The following is a 21,855-nucleotide window of genomic DNA, read 5'->3' as shown; positions in this document are numbered from 1 at the left end:
GCTCAGCCTCGCTGTGCCGGATCGGCGGGAGCCGACCGACCGACCGAGCCGGCGGCATGCAGATGTCGCTCGAGTTCGTCGGCGGCCCGCAGGTATCCCCCCGCCTCGAGCTGGGCGGCCTTCAGAGTCGTTGCCGCTGCCTGGAACGCGGGGTCGTCCAAAAGGCGCCGCGCGAGGGCACGTACGGAGGCCTCGGTGACGTCCTGGGCACGGAGCGACAGGCCGGCGCCGAGCGCGGCGACTCGCTGGGCCACCATCGGCTGGTCAGCGCCCTGCGGGACCACCAGCAGGGGAACCCCGGCGTACAGGGCCTCGTTGACGCTGTTCATCCCGCCATGGGTGACGAAAAGTGCCGCGCGGGCCAGTACCTCCGGTTGCGGCACGAAGCGACGGGCGAGCACATTGGCCGGCAACGGCTCCAGCGCGGCGGGATCGGTCTGCCCGGTGGCGATGATCACCGTCTCCCCCAGCGGGGCCAGCGCGGTCGCGAAGGTGCGCAGCAGCTGCGGGGCGGCGTTGAACACCGTGCCCAGCGAGGCGTACAGGACAGGTTCCCGCAGTTGTTCGGCCGGAAACGACGGGTCGACGGGGCGGGCCCCCACGCTTGGTCCCACGAACCGGTAGGACCGGTCGAATTCCTCGGCTGCCGGCTGGAACGCCCACGAGGTATAGACCAGATTGAGCGGCTGGCGGATGTTTATCAGGTCGACGAGCGGCAATCCACGCGTGTCGAAGCGGCGACGCAGACTCCAGCGGGACCGAAGGTAGGCTTGGAGGCCGCGGGGCCGAGCCAGTGTCCCGGCCCTGGCGGCGATGGCACCGGCACGTCGGCGTGGGGTGGTGGGGCGCAACGGTGAGCTCTCCGGCCCGGTCGCCAGCACTACCACGCTCGCCGCCCCGGCCTGCAGGGCCGCCAGCACTGGGACATAAGCGATCACCCCACCGTCGACGAGCACCCGCCCCCCGCGATCCACCGGGGGCAGCATCCCGGGAATGGCTGCGCTGGCCAGCAGCGCGGACTCGAGGTCTCCGTGGTCGAGCAGCACCGAACTGCCGGTGACCAGGTCCATGGCCACCGCGGTGAACGGGACCGACAGCTGTTCGATCCGCGACGGCAGTCCGGCCCGGGCGATCAGACGACGCAGGCCGCGATCGGTGAAGATGCTGGCCCGTGCGAACAGGCGGTGGCCGAGCGGGTAGACCTCACGGCGACGCAACTGGGTCCACACGTGGTCCAGCCACGGCGCGGCCCTGTCGGGGTGGGCGGCCGCGATGGCTCCGTTGAGAGCGCCCACCGACGTTCCGATGATCATGTCAGGGACGAATCCGCGCTGTTCCAGCGCGTACCCGATACCGACATGCGCCGCTCCGAGTACGCCACCGGCGCCCACCACCACGGCCACGGGACGGGGAAGGGAGAGCAAGCCCGTCGACGGCGGATCCCCGGGCGGGCGGCACGATGAGGTTGGTCCTTGCGACAAGTAAACCCTCCGCGTGTCTGACCACAGCGCCGGATCGGATTGGTTTCCCAACTAGGACCGGGCGACCACCCGGTCTGTGACACCGGCCCCGCCGGCGAACCACCGACCGGTCAGAAAGAGAGCGCCGTCTGCGGCGAACGGCCCAGGGCTTGTTCGGCCCAGATGGTCTTGCCCGCTGAGGTGTAGCGGGTGCCCCAGCGCTGAGTGAACTCGGCAACGAGGAACAGTCCCCGGCCGCCCTCGTCACTGGCCCGGGCTCGGCGCAGGTGAGGCGCGGTGCTGCTGCTGTCGGAGACCTCGCAGATGAGGGACTGCTCCTTGATCAGCCGCAGGCGGATCGGTTCGGTGCCGTATCGGATCGCGTTGGTGACCAGTTCGCTGACCACCAGTTGCATGGTGAACGCGGCCTCCTCGAGCCCCCACGCGGTGAGCCGCTCGTCAGCCAGCTTGCGTATCTCCGCAACGGCGGCCGCGTCTGCGGGGACGTCCCACTCGGCGACGTGGTCCTTGCCGAGGATCCGGGTGCGGGCGACGAGCAGGGCGATGTCGTCGGTCCGCGTCTCGGTTTGCAAGGATTCCAGGACTGTGTCGCACAGTTCTTCCAGCGAGGGCACGGACCGGGCCAGGGCGTCGCGCAACTCGTCGATCCGTTCATCGATGTCGCGGCCGCGGGTTTCGACGAGTCCGTCTGTGAACAAGGCCAGCAGGCTGCCCTCGGGAATGGTCAACTCGGTGGCCTCGAACGGCAGGCTGCCCAGCCCGAGCGGTGGCCCGGCGGGCACGTCGACGACCTGCGTGGTGCCGTCCGGACACACCAGAACCGGGGGCGGGTGACCTGCCCGGGCCAGCGTGCAGCTACCGGACACGGGGTCGTAGATGGCGTACAGACAGCTGGCGCCGATGTCGCCAGGGATCGCGTTGTAACCGACGGCACCGGCACCGGCCTTGTCGCCCGTCTCTTCCGCCGGGTGGGTCACCATGTCGTCGAGGCGGGTGAGGAGCTCGTCGGGCTGCAGGTCGATGTCCGCGAGGGTACGTACCGCCGTCCGTAGCCGGCCCATGGTGACCGAGGCGCCGATACCGTGGCCGACGACATCCCCGACGACCAGGCCGACGCGAGCGCCGGGCAGGGGGATCACGTCGAACCAGTCCCCGCCCGCTTCGGTGGCGCGGTCGCCGGGCAGGTAACGGGCAGCGGTCTCCGCACCCGGATGCATGATCGGGCCACGCGGCAGCAGGGTGCTCTGCAGCAACAGCGCGATGCCGTGTTCGCGGGTGAACCGGCGGGCGTTGTCCAGGCAGATCGCAGCACGGGCGACCAAGTCCTCGGCGACGGCCAGATCGTCGGCGGTGAAAGACTCACGGGGGGCGCCATGGCGGAGGCAAGCGGCGGCGCCGATTGTAGTGCCGCGGGCTCGGATCGGCACCGTGATCAGCGACTGCGCTCCACAGGCGTGCAGTTCTGCCGCCGTCGTGGGGTCGTCGGCCAACCAACGGGTCACCTGTGGATCGGTGAAGTCGTGCACTTCCGCCCTCCCGGTCGCCACACACCGGCTGACCGGGGAGGAAGCGGGGTGCCACCGCGTCTCGCCCAGGGCGGGACGCGCCCCTGCCGCGAAGAACTCCGGCCGCTGCGCGGCTCGGCGCAGCAGAACGGGGCCGGAGGGAACAGACTCGGGTAGTTCACCGCCGAAGACCGCCTCGAACAGGTCGATGCTGACAACGTCCGCGAAACGGGGTACGAGGAGCTCGGCGAGTTCGTCAGCCGTCCCTTCCAGTTCCAGGCTGGCGCCGATGCGGGTACGGGCCTCCCCGAGCAGGGCCAGCCGCTCTCGTGACTCGTACTGCTGGGAGTAGTCGTACGCTGTCATCGCCACCGCGCGCACCCGGCCGACCGGGTCTTTGAGCGGGAAGTAATCCACGGTCCAGGCGTGTGCCTTCGGTTCGCCGGGGACCTTGAGGAAAGCCTCTCTCTGCGCCGGGGCGCCCGTCGCGGCCACCTGCCGGATCCATCGCTCGTTCTCGATCAGCGGGGGATCCGGTATCAGGTCGCTGATGCGCCGGTCGCGGAGTTCGTCCTCGCGCAGACCGGTCGCCCGGGCCATCATTCGGTTCTGCTTCAGGCTCCGGGCTTCGCAGTCGAATATCCCGAGATGGGCTGGATGCTGCTCGAACGCCCACCGCATCAATGCCTCGTCTCCGGGCTCCTGCGCACCCGGCCGAGCCTCTGCTGTCACCCGAGGCTCCGCGGTCAGCAGAAAACCGCCCGGCCGTTCGGAGGCCACCAATGGCGACAAACAGACGCGTGCCTCGACAGAGTGGCCGTCACGATGCAACAGCGCCGCCCCGTCGGTGGTGACGAGACCGGTGAGGGACTTGCCGATGACTTCTTCGGGTGCGTAACCCCACAGTGCCTGTGCGGCGCTGCTCCAGAGGATTATCCGGCCGGAAGGGTCCGAGACGGCGACGGCCGCGGCTGTGTCGACGTGGATCCGTGCCGATCCCGGAGGCAGCGGCGCTGACCATGCGTGGGAATGTGCCATGGCGCCTACCTGGTGTGCCGTGCCGGATGACCACCGGACTGCCCTTGCCATCGGCTCTCTTCACGATCGTTCCACGGCTGAACGCTGTCAAGACGAGCGTCCAGCACCGCGGTGCGATCCCCGTCGGCGTTGCGGGGGCGCAGCGGAGGCGGGCACAGCGCATTCGTTTCAAACGATACCGTATTGGGTGAATGGATAGCTGGTAACCTGGGGCTGTGACTGCCGACGCTCCTCGCTCCTCCGCCGGCTCGCGCGCGACCGACCGTCCCGGGGACACCTCGCCTTTCGCTCTCGGTCTGCTGCTGCGGCGGGCGCACTGGCGTGCGGCCGCGGTGATGACGGAGGCGCTGCGCCCGCTGGGCGTCGAGTTGCGGCATTTCGCGGTGCTGCTGGTGCTGGTCGACCGTGGGCCCACGGTGCAGCGGGACCTGGCGGCGGCGACGGGGTCGGACAAGGCGGGGATCATGCGGGTCGTGGACGACCTGGAACGCATGGGGCTGGCCGTACGCAAGGCGGTTCCGGGGGACCGGCGGGTGCGGGCGGTGGAGATCACGCCGGGGGGTGTCGAGCTTTTCGATGCGGCCCATGTGGCGGCGGAGCCGCTGGCGGAGCGCCTGGTGGCCGAACTGGGACCGGGTGAGTCCGAGCAGTTGAGGGGACTGCTGACCCGGTTCGCCCATCCCGCGGAGGGTGAGGCGTAGGCGCGCCCGCGTGGCCGTTGCCCGGGGCGCGGACGGGTCGTGCGCCGTACGGCTTTCCCTGCGAACCCGGCCTTGAAGGCTGCGGCCGTCGTTACCGCACGCCGACCCGCCCGCGGGCAGGACTTCGTCGCCATCGTCCCGAGGTGCGACCCGCCGGCAGGCCGAACACCTGGACCACCCCGGAGTCGGGCCAACCCACCGTCTCGGTCAGGGCGCGGACGATACGGACACCGTGTGACGTCCTGGATCGAGGCGTCACACGGTATCCATTGCACGGTGTTCTACGCGGCGAGGAGTTCCACGAGTTCCTCGGCCTTGGCGGCCGCGTCCTCCAGGGCACGCTTGCGGGAGGTCTCGTAGCGGGGGACGAGTTCGGACATGGCCGGGTTGCGGGGGGCCATGGTGAGTTCCGGAACGATGAAGTGGAGGTCCAGGCCCAGGGTGTCCTTGAGGACGGCCTTCAGGTAGTTCTGTACGAAGTCGTAGCCCTCGCGCGGGGTGCCGGGCGCGTAGGAGCCGCCGCGGCTGGCGACGACGACGGTCGGGGTGCCCTGGGCGGAAGGGGTCTCGCCCGCGGTGCGGCCGAGCAGGAGCACGCTGTCCAGCCACGCCTTGAGGGTCGAGGGGATCGAGAAGTTGTACATGGGGGCGCCGATGAGGACGGCGTCCGCCTGCTCCAGCTCCTCGATGAGTTTCACGCGCTCAGCGAATGCGGCGGACTGCTCAGGGGTGCGCTCGGCGGGGGCAGTGTAACCGGCGGACCAGGCGGCGGCCGTGATGTGCGGGACAGGGTTGGCGGCGAGGTCGCGGTAGATCACCGTGCCCTCCGGATGCTGCTCCTCCCAGACCTTGCGGAAGGTAGCGGTGACCGGACGGGACGAGGAGGCCTCGCCGGAGAACACGGACGAGTCGATGTGCAGCAACGTGGCCATGGGCTTTCTCCCAAGAGAGGATTAGTGCTCGACAATAGTCGAACACGAGACGGTATCGAACGAGACTATCACGAGTGGGATTGATGGCTTGACCGGGCGAGGAGGCAGGCGATCCCGGACCTCTACGGGGTCGTGCAGGGTCCGTCACGGGCACGGAGCAGCCAGAGGACTGCCGGCCGGCTCCTCCCCGCCGAACAGGCGTTGTCGTCCTGGTAAGGCCTCAGACGAGCACCGGCAAACCGTCCTCGCCGTCCGGCTCCTGGACACTGCCGCGCCCGGCCCGGGCCACGAGCAGCGTGTCCGCGGCCGCTATGGCCTCGTGCACGTTCCGGGCTCCCATCGTGATGCACAGCGTGTAACTCACGTCCTCAAGCTCGCGTGCCCATTCCCGCACCTCGCTTTCGGCGAGCGCGATCTGCAGGGACGCGTACCGGGTCAGCAGCCTTCTGACGACCTTCGGATCCGGAACAACGAGCACAGTCAGGCCCTCTCTCTCGACGTTTGAGTCACACCCGCACCTGATGCCAACTGACGCTTGGCGACGACAGCGTTCGGGTGCCTTCGTGGCCCACAGCGCTGCCTTGAGTGAAGACCGGATGCCCCCAACTTGTGTGACGAGATTGGTTCCATCGCCCCATCGCCGCGGCCGCGCCACACCGTCCTGGCCCGTCTGGTTCATCTCGTGTCGAACAACGAACAGTGGGACCGATGCGTGGGGTTCTGGTCGTCGGTGGGGCTACGCGGGAGCGGATTCAACCGGTCGATGAGCGCGTCCAGGTAGTGCGACTCGAAGTCATGCGTCCCTCCTGCAGCGAGAGAGACAAGATCCACCACTGGATAGAACAGGGCGGCGCAGGCGTAGAGATCGCCTGCCGCCACCGAGAGTGCTGCGGTGAACCCTCCGGCGCTGCCGCCGCGGATCGCCAAGCGGCCGGCGGCCGCCGTACCTTCGTCGATCAGGGCCTGCGCGACCGCGGCGCAGTCATCGACGTCCACCACACCCCACTGTCCGCGCAGCCGTTCACGATAGGCGCGTCCGTATCCGGGGGTGCCGCCGTAGTTGACTTCCGCGACTGCGATGCCGCGGGAGGTGAAGTACGCGATCTCCGGATTGAGAGCGAGGGGGGCTCTGAGGCCTGGACCACCGTGCGCCCAGATCACCAGCGGAGGTACCTCGTTAGGCGGACCCGTGAATCGGGGGTTGCGCGGGGCATATACCTGCGCATGGATCGCGTGGCCTCCAGGGCTTTCGCAGACACGAGGTACGGGTGTCGGCAGGTATGCGGGATCGGCCGTAAACCTGAACGCGTAACCCGGGGTCGGGACTTCCAACGAAGCCGCGTCCACCTCCACGACCTCATAGGGGGAGTGGCGAGTGGCGGCCACGCCGACGATCCGGCTCTCGGCGGCATGAAGGTGGGGCAGCCATTCGCCCGCCGGACCCGGTACATCGACTTCTTCTGCCCGTCCGTCTCGGCGCCGGCCGTAGGAGGACGTTCCGGGCCCTTGCCGGTCGCCGGTTTCTGAGCCTGAGGTGCGGATGTCGTGGCGGCGTCCGCGGACCGGGGGAGGCAATGTCATGCGCTGTGTGGGTTACAGAGACCATGTGTTCCTCTCATCCTCAACTCCTGTGCCCACCGGCGGTGCCGTCCGGCCTCAGGAAACACAACGGCAGGGGAACGTGGTTGCCAGCGATTCTATGGTCTTCCGCCCGCTGTCCCAGCTGCGCGGACCTGGTCCTGACAGTGAGTCGACCGGGCCGTCGGCACCCTTTCAGCCGGACGATCCGCAGGGCTTCTCGCTGTCCGGAGGTTTGGCCGAGGCGGAAGACACGCGGTGCGGCCGACGCAGCGTCTCGGAGACCGACTTGATGCGGCTATCGACATTGTCAGTTGTCTCTCGAAGCATGCACAGGCGGGCATCGAGCAGGGCTGCTGCCGCTGCCACAGACACACCGGAGACGGCAGGGCCGGAGTGTCTGTCTGGATCTCGTGGCGGTACGCGTTTCTCTGCGGCTCAAGACCTGTAGCCGAAGGCCCGGTGCCGGTCTGCCGTCCTGGTGCAGCGCTCCGGCACTGCCTCGGGGGAGGACTGTTACAGCTATCGCCCCGTAGCTGCCTCAGCGGCCAAACACCCTGCGAACGTCTGAAGCAGAAGACCACGGTCCAGGCGTAATCGATCATCGTCAATGGCATACCGACACGGGCCGTCAACTCCCTGCGTTCCAGCCCAGATGAAGAACTGCTACGTCGTCCCCCAGGCCCCCGAAGGGTGCCGCCCTGCACACAGCGCCGTGGACCAGGGCGTCGATGAACTCCTGCCCCGGCAGGTGTCCGTGCTGCATCGCCAGCCGCAGCAGGCCTTCTTCGCCAAGTCGTGTGGAGGGGCCAGTCCTTCCTTCGAACAGTCCATCGGTGAAGAGAACCACGCTGTCGTGCGGGGAAAGAGAGACATTGGTCTGAGTCCAATCCTCGCATTCCGGAAACAGGCCCAGGGCAATTCCGGCCCGAGGCTCGACCCAGCGGATTTTCCCGTCGCTACGTAGCAGAAGCCCCGGGTGCCCTGCGCTCACGACTTTCAAAGACGATCCTCCTGGAGGGAACACCAGCGACACAACAGTGGTGTAGGTGTCGTCGTCCGCTCTCTCATCGATCAGGATCTTCTCCAGGATGCGCAGTTGCTCGAACTGGGTCTTGCCGCAGAGAACGGCAGTCCGCCAAGCCACGCGCAGGTGAACCGCTAGAGCAGCCTCAGCCGCTCCATGTCCCGAGACGTCGCCCAAGATCACGTGTACGGTCGAGTCCTCGGTTTGCACAACGTCGTAGAAGTCGCCGCACAACAGCGCGTGAGCCCGGCCGGGAATGTAACACGAAGCGGCCGAGAAGTTGTCTTGGCGCAGCGCCGGTGCAGGAAGCAGTCCCCGCTCCAGGGACGCATTTTCCTGGGCGATCAGTGAGATGAAATCAATCGCAGCTCTGAGTGTCTCCAGGTGCTCTCGCCGCACGGTATGCCGAGACGTGGGGGCGAGTCTGACAGTTGCAGCTGCATAAGACATCGGTGTGGTACCCCACCTTCGATTCATGTGTGTTGCCACCTCCCAACATCAGACAGGAGAAGAACTGGATCTGTGACAAGAGAGGGGTAAGTAGGACTCCTTTAGGTCCTCCTGTCGTGCCTGTTCGGGAGCAAGTCAGGTTGTGTGCGCACATGAGGTGAACCGTGTTCGGGCGACGTTGGCGTTATACGTGGCGGATGTGTTCGCCTCGGTGCCGCGCAAGGAGCAGCGGACCAAAGGCGACTGCTGTCTGCGGGGACTGATGCTGGACGGCCGTCGTAGTCCGATCCAGGCCATGGCCTCGCGGCAGCCGGACCGTAGCGGGCAGAACTGCAGCAGTTCGTGCACAAGTCCACGAGGGACCCGGTGCCGGTGCAGCGACGGATCGCCGAACGGACGCCGCCGCTGATCGACGCGGCAGCACGGGTGATCGATGACGTGTCGGTGCCCAAGGACGGAAGGGGCTGTCCAGTCTGCCCGCGGACACTGCGATCGTCGACCTGGTGCGTCTGGCCGAGGTCCGCCGGCGCATCGCGCACACGACAACCGCGAACTCAAACACGGCCTGGGCCGGGCCACGTCGAAGGCCGGTCCTGGCCGGGTTGGCACCACCACGTCACCCTGGCGTGCGGCCGCCGCGGTTCCCGGCGCAGTTGTACAGGCCGGCTCGGAGAGTCCAGCGCGAAGCTCACTCCGGCGGTGGTGTGTTGGGAACCATCATGCCGCCGTGCCGACGGTCTCCTTGACCCGGCGGGCGCCACGCCGCCTCATCGCACGGCGTTCGCTCTCCGTCATGCCGCCCCAGATCCCTTCCACCTGGCCCACACCCACGGCCCAGTCGAGGCACTGCTCCAGGACAGGGCATCTGCCGCAGACGGCCTTGGCTTCGTCGATCTGTGTGAGCGCCGGACCGCCTTGGCCTACAGGGAAGAAAAGATCAGGCTCTACACGTAGACAAGCCGCCCGTTCGCGCCAATGCGTCGCGTAGTCGCCTAGTCGTTCTGCAGCCATGGAATACAGACCTCCAGGGTTCGTCATCCGGCAGGAGGCCCCGGAATCCGATCAGGGTTTTCGTCGCCTCTGCGAAGAGGCGCAGGGGGCCACGACTGAGACCGGTCGCCCGGAGCATTTGTGACACGCAGCCCAGTTCTGCGCAGCTTTGAAGGAGCTCCCCACGTTGTTCTTCGGGAGGTGTTGAGCCCTTCGTACGGCTCACTCACCCAGCGGAGTCACCTTGCCTCTACGAACGGAAATGAGCCGTGGGCAGGTGCAGCAGCCGGGCTGTCCTCGCCTCGCCCGCCGCCGCGTGAACGTCTTGTGGGCACTCCTCCGGGACGGGCGGCACTGCGAACGAACCCCTCCCACCGCTCCAGCAGCTTGACAGAGGACATTGGGAATCAGTGAAACGCGCAGCGCGGTGCCGTGCGCGTCGGTCAGCACGTGGGAGCGTGCGGGACAGCTGATGTCACAAGACGTGTGCATGCCCGGTCAAAGGATTGAGCCGAGGGATGAAGGAGGTGGGTCGTGTGCGTGGACTCGGTCATCGGCCACCGGAGTCCCTTTGCCGGGCGCAGGGGCTGCATGGCGACACCCTGCCATCGGCCCGCAGAAATCTCTGAAGCGCTCGTGAAGGTTGAAGGGATCATTGTGTGCGGCCGCGTTGTGCTGTGCCTTGTGAGGGGAGGATGTCGTATGGACCGTGCTGACGCGGTGCCGGTCGCGGAGTTGCTTGATGAGCGTCGGCACCTGCTGGAAGTCACCTACTGGATGCTGGGCAGCTCCCGTGAGGCGGAGAGTGTCGTCGGTGAGACCTACCGTCGGTGGTACGGGCTGTCCGACGCGGAGCGTGGGTGGATCTCAGCTCCCCGACACTGGCTTGCGAAGACCGCGGGCGGGATCTGTCTGGGCCTGCTCGCTCATCCTCACTGGGGTGCGACCGGCCAGCGGGACCAGAGAGAGGAGCACCGTACGAAGACCGGAGACGCCGAGGGGGCGCAGACGAGCCTGGAGGAGGAGGTCAGCCGGGTTCTGCTGAACGCACTGGACTCTCTGTCGCCGGCCGAGCGGGCGGCGTTCGTGCTCAATGACGTCTTCGGGATGGCCTCCGATACGGTAGCCGACATCGTGGGACGCTCGGAGTCTGAGTGCGTCGAGCTCGCCGACCGGGCCCGCCGCAGTCTTCGCATGCAGCGCTCACGCCCCGCGCCGCCGGGCGAGCACGATCTCCTCGCCCGCACCGTCCTCCGGGCCTGCGTGAACGAGGACGCCGAACTGCTCGAGTCGCTGCTGTCGCCGGACGTCACGGCGTTCTTCGACGGCGGCGGCAAGGTCCGCGCACTGAGCAGGCCCGTACACGGCAGCCGTCAGGTCTCCCGCAGCCTGCTGACACTCCTGGCCCGCCACCCCCGCACCACCCTGACCACCCACTCCATCAACAGGCGCACCGGCCTCATCGCCCGCTACGATCACCAGGTCGCCGCCGTCATCGGTCTCGACATCGCCGACCACCGCGTCGTACAAGTCTGGGTCGTCCTCAATCCCGACAAACTACGCTCCTGGAACCAGCCCCCCGCCCCCGGCGACCCCGACTCGCACCGGGGCCCGTCCCAGCAGGGCGACGGCCGGCCCTGATCGCTTCTGTGTAGTAGTCCTCCCACTCGCGCAGCTTGTCATTGAAGACCTCGGCGTCGTCGATGATGAGGCTGTCGAGGAGCCGGTAGAACTCCTCTGCGTCGATGCGGTGGGAGCGTTCGACCTTGCCGTTCAGTCGTGGCGTGCGGGGCTTGACGTAGGTGTGGGCGATGCCTTTGTCGAGCACGTGCCAGTGGAAGGCGGATTGAAACCCGGCGCCGTTGTCGGTCTGGACGACCTCGACCTGGAAACGGCAGGCGCAAAATGACGTGGTCCAGGAACTGGATCGCGGTGGCCTGGTTCAACGTCGGATAGCTGCGCAGCACGCGCAGCCTCGTGCGGTCGTCGATCGCGGTGAACCGCAAGTACTCGTTGCGGCCGCCGCGGCGCCCCGGGGGCATCGAGGCGAGCGGCTCGATGATTCACGTCGATCTGCGTCCGCTGGCCGGGCAGCTGCTTCTCGTAGCGCTTCCATCGGCGGTCGTGGCGCTTGCAGCGCCGGGAGGTCGGCAGACGGCCCATGTCCAGCCGGTTGAGGACCCGCCACACGCCCGACTTGCTGATCGTCACGTATGGGTCCGCTTGAGGTGCATCGCGATCTTCTCTGGGCCGAATGGTAGTTCTCTGCCGCAGATGATCTTCCCTACGCATTCGAGGTGGCATATCACCGCGGGGCGCCGCTTGGCCTCACGGTCAAGCGGCGGGCTGATGTTGGACTTCGGCATGTGGATCTCCGTAGTGATCGGAGAACCAGGTATCAACGGTGATCGTCAGTTTCAGAGAGTCGCCGCGCAGCGGGAACGCGAGCCGGAACCGTGGTCACTGAAAGTCACGGCTGCTCCCATCACATCTCTTCCGTAGCCGGGATCGGCCCGCTCCTGTGACACGACCGGGGCAGAGGGCGCGCAGGGCCAGGGCCAAGGCCGTGGAAGGAACAGCTCTTCACGAAGCCGGGGAGTGATGATCCGAGCGGCTCGTCAGCTCGCGGAGCTGCTGCGACAGCGCGGCCCCCACACGCCGACGGTGTCAGCATCCGTCGACGAACGTGACTGTCTCGTCGAGGGGTGCCCGGCCGGTACGGGGTTGGCTTGCCGTGACGTCCTCGTACCCGATCGACATGCCGCAGAAGAGGAGGAGTTCATCCGGGGGCGACAGGACCTCCGCGACGGTCTTGTGATATTTCGCCCAGGCCATCTGCGTGCAACTGTGCAGCCCTTCGGCGCGGAGCAGCAGCATGACGGACTGCAGATACATGCCCACGTCGGACCACTGGGGTCGGCCCATGCAGCGGTCGATGTAGCAGAACAGGGCGGCGGGTGCCCCGAAGCATTCCCAGTTCGCGGCAGCGGCCCTCTGCCGCGCCTCCAGGTCCTCACGCGGAATGCCGAGTGCGCCGTAACGCTGCTCGCCGAAGGCGGATCGACGCTCCTGGTAGGGGCTCTTCAGCGTCGGCGGGTACTGCTCGTACTCCGGCTCGTCCCAGGGGTCACCTGCGGCTATGCGCTCGCCGGCGCGCTTTTTGAGCTCAGTCAACGGCCGGCCGGTCAGCACGTAGGCGTGCCACGGTTGGAGGTTCGATGCGGACGGCGCACAGGCCGCGGCGGACAGCACGCGCTCCAGCACCTCCCGCGGGACCTGCTGGCCGGTGAATCCCCGCACCGCTCGCCGGCTCGCAACCGCCTCATAGACGTTCATGATCGCCTGCATCCCTCTCTGTCCGATGCACCTATAACCGTCACACATGCGACAGTATCATTTAATACTGTCTTGAGGGAGAGTGAGGCGGCGCATATGGAGAAGGGGACTCGTGCAGGAGTGGCTCGCGCCGGCCGACGGGGTGTGCGCCGTGCCGCAGACTTGCTGCGGGTCGTGTATCGGCCTGGGTGTACCCGGGGCCGTTCGGCCATGGTGGGGCCGATCCGAGGCGTTCATGGACGTCTTGTCCGGTCTCTGACGCCAGAAGTCGCCGTCGGCAAGGTCTGCGGCCGCTTCGACTTGCCCGCTTCACGTCGCGGTGCGCAGATTGGCGCTGCCGCCGTGTCCGCAACTCGGTCCGCCGCTTCAGAGGGATGGTTTCTGCCGGCTCCAGGGGCAGGTGGCCGACCGCCCCGAAGTCATGCTGCGTGGCTACCGCATCGGTGAGGGTGGTTCGGTCGCCGCCGGCGATGAAGTCCCCGACCGTGCTGCCCGTGGCCGGCGTGCGGTAACGACGGCCGCGGTCGTCGAGGCGGGGTTCGCAGGGAAAGCCGTACGGCGCACAACCCGTCCACGGCCCGGGCAACGGCCACGCGGGCGCGCCTACGCCTCACCCTCCGCGGGATGGGCGAACCGGGTCAGCAGTCCCCTCAACTGCTCGGACTCATCGGGTCCCAGTTCGGCCACGAGACGCTCCGCCAGCGGCTCCGCCGCCACATGGGCCGCATCGAAAAGCTCGACACCCGCAGGCGTGATCTCCACCGCCCGCACCCGCCGGTCCCCCGGAACCGCCTTGCGTACGGCCAGCCCCATGCGTTCCAGGTCGTCCACGACCCGCATGATCCCCGCCTTGTCCGACCCCGTCGCCGCCGCCAGGTCCCGCTGCACCGTGGGCCCACGGTCGACCAGCACCAGCAGCACCGCGAAATGCCGCAACTCGACGCCCAGCGGGCGCAGCGCCTCCGTCATCACCGCGGCCGCACGCCAGTGCGCCCGCCGCAGCAGCAGGGCGAGAGCGAAAGGCGAGGTGTCCCCGGGGCGGTCGGTCGCGCGCGAGGCGGCGGAGGGGGTGGTTCTGCGAGGAACGCGGGTGGTCACGAGGTCACATTACAGCCATGTGTACATTCGATACGGTTTCACTTGAAACTAGGTGTATGTTGCCGCCCTCTCCCGGCCCGGGAACTTCAGCTCGTGGCCGGGTGCACCCGCGGAAGGGCGTCTCCGCGTGGAGGGTCAGCCGCTGGTGCAGACGGCAGGCGAAGCGGCGATGTGATCGGGCTCGGTCCCCGGCGAGCGGGTCATCCGCCGGGAGGTCGTGTGGCGACCCCGGCACGGTCGCTCGACTGATGCGCCGCGCCGGAGCCGTGATCCGACCTGGCCCGTCCGCTCGTAGTCACTTGACTGATGTATCTGGTCTCGGCCGGTCCCAGGCTCGTAGTAACCGGGTCCACCGGAGCAGGTGAGGACCTTCCGAAGCGACCGTTGCCCAATTCACGGCTCTGTAGAAACCGATCAGTGGCTGTCGTGACGGGAAGACGAGAGAGGACGAATCATGAGCGGGAAGGTCTTCGACACCGATGATGACCCCGAGTGTGCTCACAAAGATCGCAGGCCTCGGCAATATGGCCACGCAGGGCGGGACATCCGGGCCGAGCCGGTGACGTGTCGGACGGTCGTGGCTCTACTCGAAGAGGAGGCGCTTTTGCCGGTCCTAACAGATCTCCGATACGACAGCGCGGAGCCGTATTCAATATACATAGCATTTAATGCGGGCACCGATGTGGTCATTGAGTGGGAATTTGGACGCGAGCTCCTGACTTCCGGCCGGCGGCGGCTCGCTGGTCTCGGTGATGTCCAAGTTTGGCCTGCCGAAATTCACGGTCATGGGTTGGTGTACATGTCGTTCCGGTCGGGCTGGGAAATGTTTGTGATAGCCGCATCGGCGGTAGTGATCGACGAATTCATAAAATCCACCCTCGAGGTCGTGCCACTTGGCGAAGAAAGACGTTTTCTGGGGGTCGAAAGTTTTTTCAGTCAGTTGCCGGATGGAACATGACGAGCAGAATCAGGCGCGCCTTCGTGCCTGATCGAGTATTCCGGCGATCCCTTGGGCGTGTACGGGTCGGGACCGGCGGTCCGGTGGTGTGCGGCGCCCATGGGGAAGGGGTATACCGAATGGGTTGAGGACGGCGCGGGAGTGTTTGTGGCTTCAGATGCGAGTCGTCTCACGAGCGGGGAAGCCGACGGCGTGTGCTCGGGACGTTTCGTCGTCGCTCTCGTCTGTCCGGGATGACGTACCGGCGAGCACGGGCCCCTCACGGCTGGATTGATCGGCTGTGGGCGCCGCCACGCGCGTACGATACAGAAAAATTGGTTGCGTGCTGAAGCGCAAAGAGTGCCATCTGTAATCGTCGCCACGCCAGGCAATGTCAACAACGCCACGACCTTCATACGGTGCCCCGCCCGCCCCTGGAGAAAACCTCGTCGCAGGTTCGAGACGGTCATCGACGGCGGAATCTCCTGCACGCGTATACGCGCGATCCGGGCCGGAGTGCACCGGCCGGGTATCGAATGGTCATTCCGAACGGATCGACCGGATGGTCGGCCGACGGACGGCCCGGCGTAGTGCTGCTCGCCGATTTCTTTTCGACCCGCAGGTTGGCTGAGCGCTTTAAGCGTGGCGGCAGAACAGGGAACCACGACGGCACCCTCGCGGCGTACGACCGGGCAGGCGACAGTCGGGCCGACTTCCCTCACAAGCACCGTCGGCATGGGGCGAACGCGCCGGTGGTGACCGATCCGGGCAGGGCGGCTGCGGTGGATCTCACCGGTCCTGCCCGGCCGTGCCCACGACCTGACGCTGCCCGTACCCACCGGATCATCCGGTCTGCGAACGTCAGGGCATCCCGGTCCTCGCCGACCGGGCCTACCTGGGCGTCGGCCCCGGGGTGACAACACCGGTCCGACGCCCGCCCGGCGGCGACCTGCCGCCAACCCGACGCCCGGTCAACCACGCTCTCTCGAGCGGCAACGCCGAGAGAGCTCACCGAACCCGCAGGTCATAAGTCCTGAATGGGCAGGGCCTGACCTCCGTGGAAGTTGTTCATCTCGCTCCAGGGCAATCAATCGCGCCGATGGGGCGCTTCAACTGTGCGCCTCCACGGCGTCTTTGCCCCCTTCGGGACAACGCTCGGCGAAGTCGCGGGTCCGCCCCGAGCCGGCTGGGACGCGCCGTCCGCTGCGTCATCCGAGAGTCGTTCGACTGACGGTTGAGGCTCACCAATATGGGATGACGCACGTGACGGGTACCATGTTCGCCGAAACCACCTGTTGACGGAGAGAAGCTTCACGTGCTGTGCCCGATGTCCGCTGTGGCGACGAGTGAATGTCCGGCCGTGCACGAGCACTCTGTCACCACGGTCAACGGAAGCGGCGCAGGCGGGCAGCGCCGGACGGCAGAGGGCATCGTCTCCGCACGGCCCGTTCCGGTCCGCACGCCCACGGTCACGGCGGGGGTACGTGTCGCGACGGGGCTGATGGGAACCCCGCAGAAGGCGGGATCTGTACGGCTGCGATGATCGGGCGGGACAAGGAGCTGGGCACCCTGCGCGGCCTGCTCGCGGACGCTGCGGCTGGGCACGGAAGCGTGCTGCTGATCCACGGCGCTGCCGGCGTCGGCAAGTCGGCTCTGTTGCGCGCGGTCGGGGCCGAGGCCATCGAAAGCGGCTTCAAAGTGCTGCGGACATCTGGGGTGGAGCCCGAACAGTGGCTGCCCTTCGCCGCGCTGCAGATGCTGCTGCAACCGGTCGCCCGTGGCATGCAAGACCTGCCGACTCCGCACCGGTTGGCGCTGAGCGGAGCGTTCAGCGCCAGGGACACCGAGCCCGAGATATACCGGGTCGGACTGGCCGTGCTTGAACTGCTCGCCGACGCGGCCAACCGGCAGCCGCTCCTGCTGATGGTCGACGACCTGCAGTGGATCGATTCCTCCAGCCGGGACGTGCTCAAGTTCGTTTCCCGGCGCACCCGCGACCACGCGATACAGGTGATCGCTGCCGCCCGGGTCCAGTACTCCGAATCGTACGTACTCCTGGACCTCCCGCTGGAGCCGCTCGACCGACCGGCCGCCGCCGAATTGCTCGATGCCGGCGCGCCCGATCTGCCGGCGTCGTTGCGGGCGCTCATCCTGGAGCGTGCCGCGGGTAATCCGCTGGCCCTGGTGGAGCTACCCAAGGCCGTGCTGGGCGTGACCCCGCAGATGGACGACCTGCCGCTGACCCAGCGGCTGGAGGACGCATTCTCCGCGCGTACCGATTCGGTGAGCCGGGAGTGCCGCACGTTGCTCCTGGTCCTTGCCGCCGAGCCGGCCGCGCCCCTCAACCTGCTGCTCGACGTGTCGAGTCGCCTCTGTGGCTCGGCGGTCTCCGTCGACGCAGTGCAGGAGGCGGTTGACGCGGATCTGGTCACACTGGTCGGCTACAGTGCGGAGTTCCGCCATCCGCTGATGCGCACGGCGATCTACACCCACGCTACGCTCGCCGATCGGCTGGCCACTCACCGTGCCCTCGCATCGGTGATGGACGACACCCCCGAGCGCCAACTCGCCCACGAGGCGGCGGCGACGATCGGGCCGGACGAGGAGCTGGCCGTCCGGCTCGAGCGTTTCGCCGATGCGTCGCAGGCGCGAGGGAAGGTGGCGGCTGCCGTCCCGGCGCTGCGTCAGGCGGCCGACCTTGTCCTCGATGGACAGCGCCGGACCGGCATCCTGGTCCGGGCGGCCGAGCTGTCCAGCGAGATCAACCACCGCATCAGCGCCCAGATGCTGCTGGACCGCACCGACATGAGTGTGCTGGGCCGGGTCGAGCGGGCTCGCCTCATGGTGGTGTCCGACAACTGTGCCATCGAACCGGACGCGCCGCAGCGACGGATCCACGACATGGTCACCGCGGCGGCCGGAGCGTTCGACGCAGGAGCCGGAGACGTCGCGGAGAACCTGTTGTGGCGAGCCAGCGCACGATGCTTCTTCCAGGACGGCGACGCGCAGGTGCGTGCTGAGGCCGCAGCAGAACTGGATCGATGGAATCCTGACCCGGATGCCCCCCACGTACTGGCGGTGCGGGCGTACACCGAGCCGTACCGGCACGGAGCTGACGTGATCGCGCGGCTCGACGGAATCAGAGCAGACCCTGAAGACGGCCGGATCCTGCATTTCCTCGGTAGCGGTGCCATGGTCATCGGCGACATCAGCCGCGCCGTTCAGTACCTTGCGCCGGCTGCCGCGGCGTGGCGGTCGCAGGGCCGACTCGGGTTGCTCGCCCGTTCCCTGGCCAGCAGCTGGCCACAGGTGTACCTCGGTCGGCTCGAGCGAGCTCGCGAGGAGTCCGCCGAGGGGCTCGCCCTGGCCGAGGAGACCGAGGAGTGGATCGTCTGGCTGGGACTGAAGGCTACGGCCGGCCTGGTGGCGGCACTGCGCGGAGAAACCGAGCAAGCAGCGCTGACGATCCGCGAACTACGCATGCACAGCCTGTTCCCGGGCATGCCGTTCGTCACCGTGATGGCGCAGCAGACCGACGGCCTGCTGGCTCTCTTCGACGGCCGCGCCATGGAGGCGTACGACGTTCTCTCACGCGCGTTCGATCCCGCCGACCCGCACTACCACTCGGTGAGCCGCTGGCTGCTCGCGCCGGACCTGGCGGACGCCGCAGCCGCCGCGGGCACCGTGAAGCAGGCCCGGGATCTGCTGGCCGACCTTCCGGAGCTGGCCGGACGGCTGCCTTCGGAAATGATGGTGGTGGCTCACGCCTACACCGACGCGGTGCTGGCTCCGGACGACATCGCGGAGGAGCGCTACGCCGCGGCCCTTGCCGCGCTGCCGGCCGACTGGACGCTGTCGCGGGCCCGGCTGCATCTGCACCAGGGCCGCTGGTTGCGCCGCCAACGCCGCAACGTGGACGCTCGGCAGCCGCTTCGACTCGCCCGCGACGGGTTCGACCGGGTCGGCGCGCAGCCCTGGGCCGAGATGGCGCGCGAGCAGCTGCGTGCCACCGGCGAGTCGAGTGGTCGACGGCGCGCGAACAGCGGCGAGCAACTGTCTGCGCAGGAAATGCAGATAGCCGTGCTGGCGTCACAGGGGCTGAGCAACCGAGAAATCGGCCAGCGCCTGTTCATCTCGCACCGCACCGTCGGAGCACACCTGTACCGCATCTATCCACGCCTTGGCATCACCGGCCGGGGCAAGCTCGCCACCGCACTGGCCGCACTTCACGATGAACAGCCCACCTCCGACGTCTCCAACGCCCCGGAGTGAACCTCCGGCTCGGAGGGGTGGTGCGGCCGTGACGGTCTCGGATTCCATGGGGGGGGCAGCTGACCGAGCGGGGGCTTGGCGGCGGCGTCACTCGGCCTTCGGCAGGCGCAGCGCCAGAATGTCTTTCCCGGCACACGCCTCTGCGGGCTGCGCCGATGGGCCCGTTCCTGATCGAGCCGCAGTCACGCGGAGCCTTCAACGCTCGAGGCGGACACCTTCTGCGGCACGGCGGACGTCGGGTGCCATGCGGTGCCGTCGCCTGGCGCGGTGTGTCCTTGGTCGGTGCCGGCCCGAGGGGTCGCGGGTGTGTCGTCGGCTGTCGCCCGGTGTGGTGTGGAGCGGTCATCGGCGGTCTGGTGCGGGGCCGGGGCGGTCTGGTGCGGGGCCGGGGCGGTCTGGGGCTGCGGCGGCGTGGGGGCCGGCGGGCCTTGTTCGGTGGTGCGGAAGGCCAGCAGGACCGCGGAACCCGCGGCCCACAGGATGAGTGTCGCCAGCGGTGCGAGGACGTGGGAGCCCTGGAAGTAGCTGAGGTCGGCGATGGCGCGCACGGCGGCGCCGGGCGGCAGCAGCTCGGACAGGGCCCGGGCGCCGCCGGGCAGGAGGTTGGTGCCGATGGTCGCGCCGCTGGTGGAGTTCCCGACGGTCAGCAGCAGCAGGGTGGCGAGGGGGATACCGAGGGGGCCGATGTAGGTGGCCAGCATCTTCGTGGTGAACGCGGCGGCGGCCGCCAGCAGGGCCAGGACGAAGGCGAGAGGGAGGAACGAGGCGGGGACGGAGCCGAGGATGGGGCCGGCGATGGCGGCAGCGACAAGGCCTGACGCTGCGGCGAAGCCGGTCAGCAGGGTGAATCGGTGCCGCAGGTGAAGCAGGTTGCTGAGACCCACCACGCTCTGAGCGAGGGCGAAGCCGGAGAGGGTCACCCCGAAGGAGACGTAGAACCCGGCCAGCCCGCGGGCGTCGTACCGGTCGAGCGGAACGAGGTCGGAGACGCTGAGGTGCTGGTCGGCGCCGTGTGCGTACGCGGTGACGAGTTTGGTGACCGCGGTGGTCGTCGACAGACCGTTCGCGCTCGCGACGTCGAGTTTCAGGTCCTTGCCGTGAGGGCCCGCGCCGACCACGGCCACGACGTCGTGGTGGCGCAGCGCGTCACGTGCCTCGGCGATGGAGTCGGCATGCCGGGTCTCGATCGAGTCGCCCAGGGCGTTCTGGAGCTTGTTCGCAAGCTGGGGGCCCGTGACCGCCACGGGGATCCGGTGGGGCTGGGGGTCGCGCATGAGCCCGACGTAGCAGCTGACGAATGCCGAGACGATGACCAGGCCGATCAAGAACGGCTGTAGCCAGACGCGGACCGGAGGCCGTGACCTGCGATGGGGGTGGGGCTGGGAATGCACTCCGGGTTTCTCCATGACTGGTGGGTGATCGACGGCCTTGGGACCGTTCGGGTTTGCCCCCGTTCCCCCGGACCGCTGCCGTACGGGAGCACACGCCGAACGGCCACTGCCGGGAGAGCGGCTCATGAGCGATGCCACAGGGGGGAGGGCACGGCACCTTGTGACCCCCCCATGAGACGTAAGCGTATGCCCTTTGATTATGTCGAACAAGGCGGGGCCTTATGGCTCATTTCACCCTCAGCGGCGACGTCCCGGGGGAGACGGTCAAGGAGGACCCTGGCGGTGGGTGCTTATGCGACGTGCGGCTACTGCGTGGCCCGGCCGAGCGGGGCCGGCCGGGACGTGACCCTTCCTGGCGCGGGCCGGGCACGAGGCATTCCGGAGTGCGCGGGCCACGTATGCGCGGCCCAGGGGAGTTACACTCGCAGAAGGTAATAAGTGAGTAGGCTATGGGTACGTTGCCGTAGCCGCCACCGAAAGAGGTCCGTGAATGTCCTGGACCGCGACAGACCGATACGGCATGGAGCCCGCCCCCGGTGGGCTGGCCTTCGTGCAGGACCTGCTCAACACCCGGTCCGCCGGCAAGCCTCGGAAGTCCGACCTTCTACAGTCGGTTGAAGACGGCCGCACTTGGCTTGACCAGGCACTGAAGAGCTGGAGCGGCGCGACCGGGCGACCGGCCCCCGGCATCGAACTGACAGCCGAAGACGTGCAGCGTCTCCATGACTTCAGGCAAGACCTGCGCCAGAGCCTGCACGGCCGGCTCGGCGACTCGGCAGAGGATCCCGGCCCGGCGGCTTCACTGATCACCCTGCCCACCGCGCTGCGGCTCGACGAGCACGGCGCCATCCACGCCGTTCCCCGCGGCACAGGATGGCGGCAGGTGGCGTCACTCGCCCTCATCGAGGTCTACCAGGCGCAACTCACCGATACCCTCCGCCGCCTGAAGTCCTGCCGCAACGCACGCTGCATGACAGCCTTCTACGACCGCTCCCGCAACAACAGCGGCGTCTGGCACGACGTCCACGTCTGCGGAAACGCGGCCAACCTGCGCAACTCCCGTGCGCGCAAGCGGGCCGGCGCCGACCACGTGTGACTCCCCGGCGTCACGCCGTCGGC

At 67.9% G+C, this 21,855-nt stretch carries 15 protein-coding genes and 3 pseudogenes; 7 read left to right on the top strand and 11 right to left on the bottom strand.

Annotation, left to right across the window (positions count from 1 at the left end):
- Window positions 1-2 precede the first annotated feature (2 nt).
- A complete protein-coding gene (locus tag ACZ4N4_RS18265) occupies window positions 3-1,403 on the bottom strand; it encodes a macrolide family glycosyltransferase (RefSeq protein ID WP_467589687.1) in 1,401 nt (466 codons plus the stop codon).
- A gap of 188 nt (window positions 1,404-1,591) precedes the next feature.
- Window positions 1,592-4,024: a SpoIIE family protein phosphatase gene (locus ACZ4N4_RS18260; protein WP_467589684.1), complete on the bottom strand. Its 2,433-nt coding sequence runs from the start codon at window positions 4,022-4,024 to the stop codon at window positions 1,592-1,594.
- A 215-nt stretch (window positions 4,025-4,239) separates the two neighbouring features.
- Here ACZ4N4_RS18260 and ACZ4N4_RS18255 point away from each other — a divergent pair, with 215 nt between their 5' ends.
- Entirely contained in the window at window positions 4,240-4,725 is a 486-nt protein-coding gene (locus tag ACZ4N4_RS18255) for a MarR family winged helix-turn-helix transcriptional regulator (protein WP_467589681.1), read from the top strand.
- Window positions 4,726-5,006: 281 nt separating this feature from the next.
- On the opposite strand, the gene ACZ4N4_RS18250 is transcribed toward ACZ4N4_RS18255, so the two are convergent.
- The 4 genes from ACZ4N4_RS18250 to ACZ4N4_RS18235 form a co-directional block, all read right to left on the bottom strand.
- Entirely contained in the window at window positions 5,007-5,657 is a 651-nt protein-coding gene (locus tag ACZ4N4_RS18250) for an FMN-dependent NADH-azoreductase (protein ID WP_467589679.1), read from the bottom strand.
- 220 nt (window positions 5,658-5,877) lie between these two features.
- Window positions 5,878-6,135: a DUF5133 domain-containing protein gene (locus tag ACZ4N4_RS18245; RefSeq protein ID WP_467589677.1), complete on the bottom strand. Its 258-nt coding sequence runs from the start codon at window positions 6,133-6,135 to the stop codon at window positions 5,878-5,880.
- A 197-nt stretch (window positions 6,136-6,332) separates the two neighbouring features.
- Complete coding sequence (locus ACZ4N4_RS18240; protein WP_467589674.1) at window positions 6,333-6,818, bottom strand: prolyl oligopeptidase family serine peptidase; 486 nt, start codon at window positions 6,816-6,818, stop codon at window positions 6,333-6,335.
- A 1,048-nt stretch (window positions 6,819-7,866) separates the two neighbouring features.
- The gene (locus tag ACZ4N4_RS18235; protein WP_467589671.1) at window positions 7,867-8,661 is read right to left on the bottom strand and encodes a PP2C family protein-serine/threonine phosphatase; all 795 of its coding nucleotides are present in this window, start codon (window positions 8,659-8,661) and stop codon (window positions 7,867-7,869) included.
- Between the two features lie 193 nt (window positions 8,662-8,854).
- Here ACZ4N4_RS18235 and ACZ4N4_RS18230 point away from each other — a divergent pair.
- Window positions 8,855-9,174, top strand: a pseudogene (locus ACZ4N4_RS18230) (transposase); the annotation flags it as partial.
- 255 nt (window positions 9,175-9,429) lie between these two features.
- Here the strand turns inward: ACZ4N4_RS18230 and ACZ4N4_RS18225 are convergent.
- The gene (locus ACZ4N4_RS18225) at window positions 9,430-9,723 is read right to left on the bottom strand and encodes a WhiB family transcriptional regulator (RefSeq protein ID WP_467589667.1); all 294 of its coding nucleotides are present in this window, start codon (window positions 9,721-9,723) and stop codon (window positions 9,430-9,432) included.
- A 681-nt stretch (window positions 9,724-10,404) separates the two neighbouring features.
- On the opposite strand from ACZ4N4_RS18225, the gene ACZ4N4_RS18220 reads away from it, so the two are divergent.
- Window positions 10,405-11,343, top strand: a complete 939-nt coding sequence (locus tag ACZ4N4_RS18220) for a sigma factor-like helix-turn-helix DNA-binding protein (RefSeq protein WP_467589664.1) — start codon at window positions 10,405-10,407, stop codon at window positions 11,341-11,343.
- Window positions 11,344-11,353: 10 nt separating this feature from the next.
- Here ACZ4N4_RS18220 and ACZ4N4_RS18215 read toward each other — a convergent pair.
- From ACZ4N4_RS18215 to ACZ4N4_RS18205, 3 genes and pseudogenes are all read right to left on the bottom strand, one after another.
- Window positions 11,354-12,068, bottom strand: a pseudogene (locus tag ACZ4N4_RS18215) (transposase family protein); the annotation flags it as partial.
- 301 nt (window positions 12,069-12,369) lie between these two features.
- The gene (locus ACZ4N4_RS18210; protein ID WP_467590628.1) at window positions 12,370-13,038 is read right to left on the bottom strand and encodes a nitroreductase; all 669 of its coding nucleotides are present in this window, start codon (window positions 13,036-13,038) and stop codon (window positions 12,370-12,372) included.
- Between the two features lie 603 nt (window positions 13,039-13,641).
- Window positions 13,642-14,136, bottom strand: a complete 495-nt coding sequence (locus ACZ4N4_RS18205; protein ID WP_467589661.1) for a MarR family winged helix-turn-helix transcriptional regulator — start codon at window positions 14,134-14,136, stop codon at window positions 13,642-13,644.
- A gap of 454 nt (window positions 14,137-14,590) precedes the next feature.
- Between ACZ4N4_RS18205 and ACZ4N4_RS18200 the strand changes: the two genes are divergently transcribed.
- The 3 genes and pseudogenes from ACZ4N4_RS18200 (at window position 14,591) to ACZ4N4_RS18190 (ending at window position 19,345) form a co-directional block, all read left to right on the top strand.
- Window positions 14,591-15,094 (top strand): SsgA family sporulation/cell division regulator, encoded by a 504-nt coding sequence (locus ACZ4N4_RS18200; protein WP_467589658.1) that lies wholly within the window; start codon window positions 14,591-14,593, stop codon window positions 15,092-15,094.
- A 644-nt stretch (window positions 15,095-15,738) separates the two neighbouring features.
- Window positions 15,739-16,073 (top strand): annotated as a pseudogene (locus ACZ4N4_RS18195) (transposase family protein); the annotation flags it as partial.
- 539 nt (window positions 16,074-16,612) lie between these two features.
- Entirely contained in the window at window positions 16,613-19,345 is a 2,733-nt protein-coding gene (locus ACZ4N4_RS18190) for a helix-turn-helix transcriptional regulator (protein WP_467589654.1), read from the top strand.
- Window positions 19,346-19,527: 182 nt separating this feature from the next.
- Here ACZ4N4_RS18190 and ACZ4N4_RS18185 read toward each other — a convergent pair whose 3' ends face one another.
- Entirely contained in the window at window positions 19,528-20,619 is a 1,092-nt protein-coding gene (locus tag ACZ4N4_RS18185; protein WP_467589652.1) for a hypothetical protein, read from the bottom strand.
- Window positions 20,620-21,226: 607 nt separating this feature from the next.
- Here ACZ4N4_RS18185 and ACZ4N4_RS18180 point away from each other — a divergent pair.
- Window positions 21,227-21,832, top strand: a complete 606-nt coding sequence (locus ACZ4N4_RS18180; protein WP_467589649.1) for a CGNR zinc finger domain-containing protein — start codon at window positions 21,227-21,229, stop codon at window positions 21,830-21,832.
- Window positions 21,833-21,855 lie beyond the last annotated feature (23 nt).

Source organism: Streptomyces sp. NPDC026538 (genome assembly GCF_055567535.1).
The sequence above is the reverse complement of the archived record's forward strand: the minus strand, read 5'-3'. Positions and strand labels throughout refer to the sequence as shown.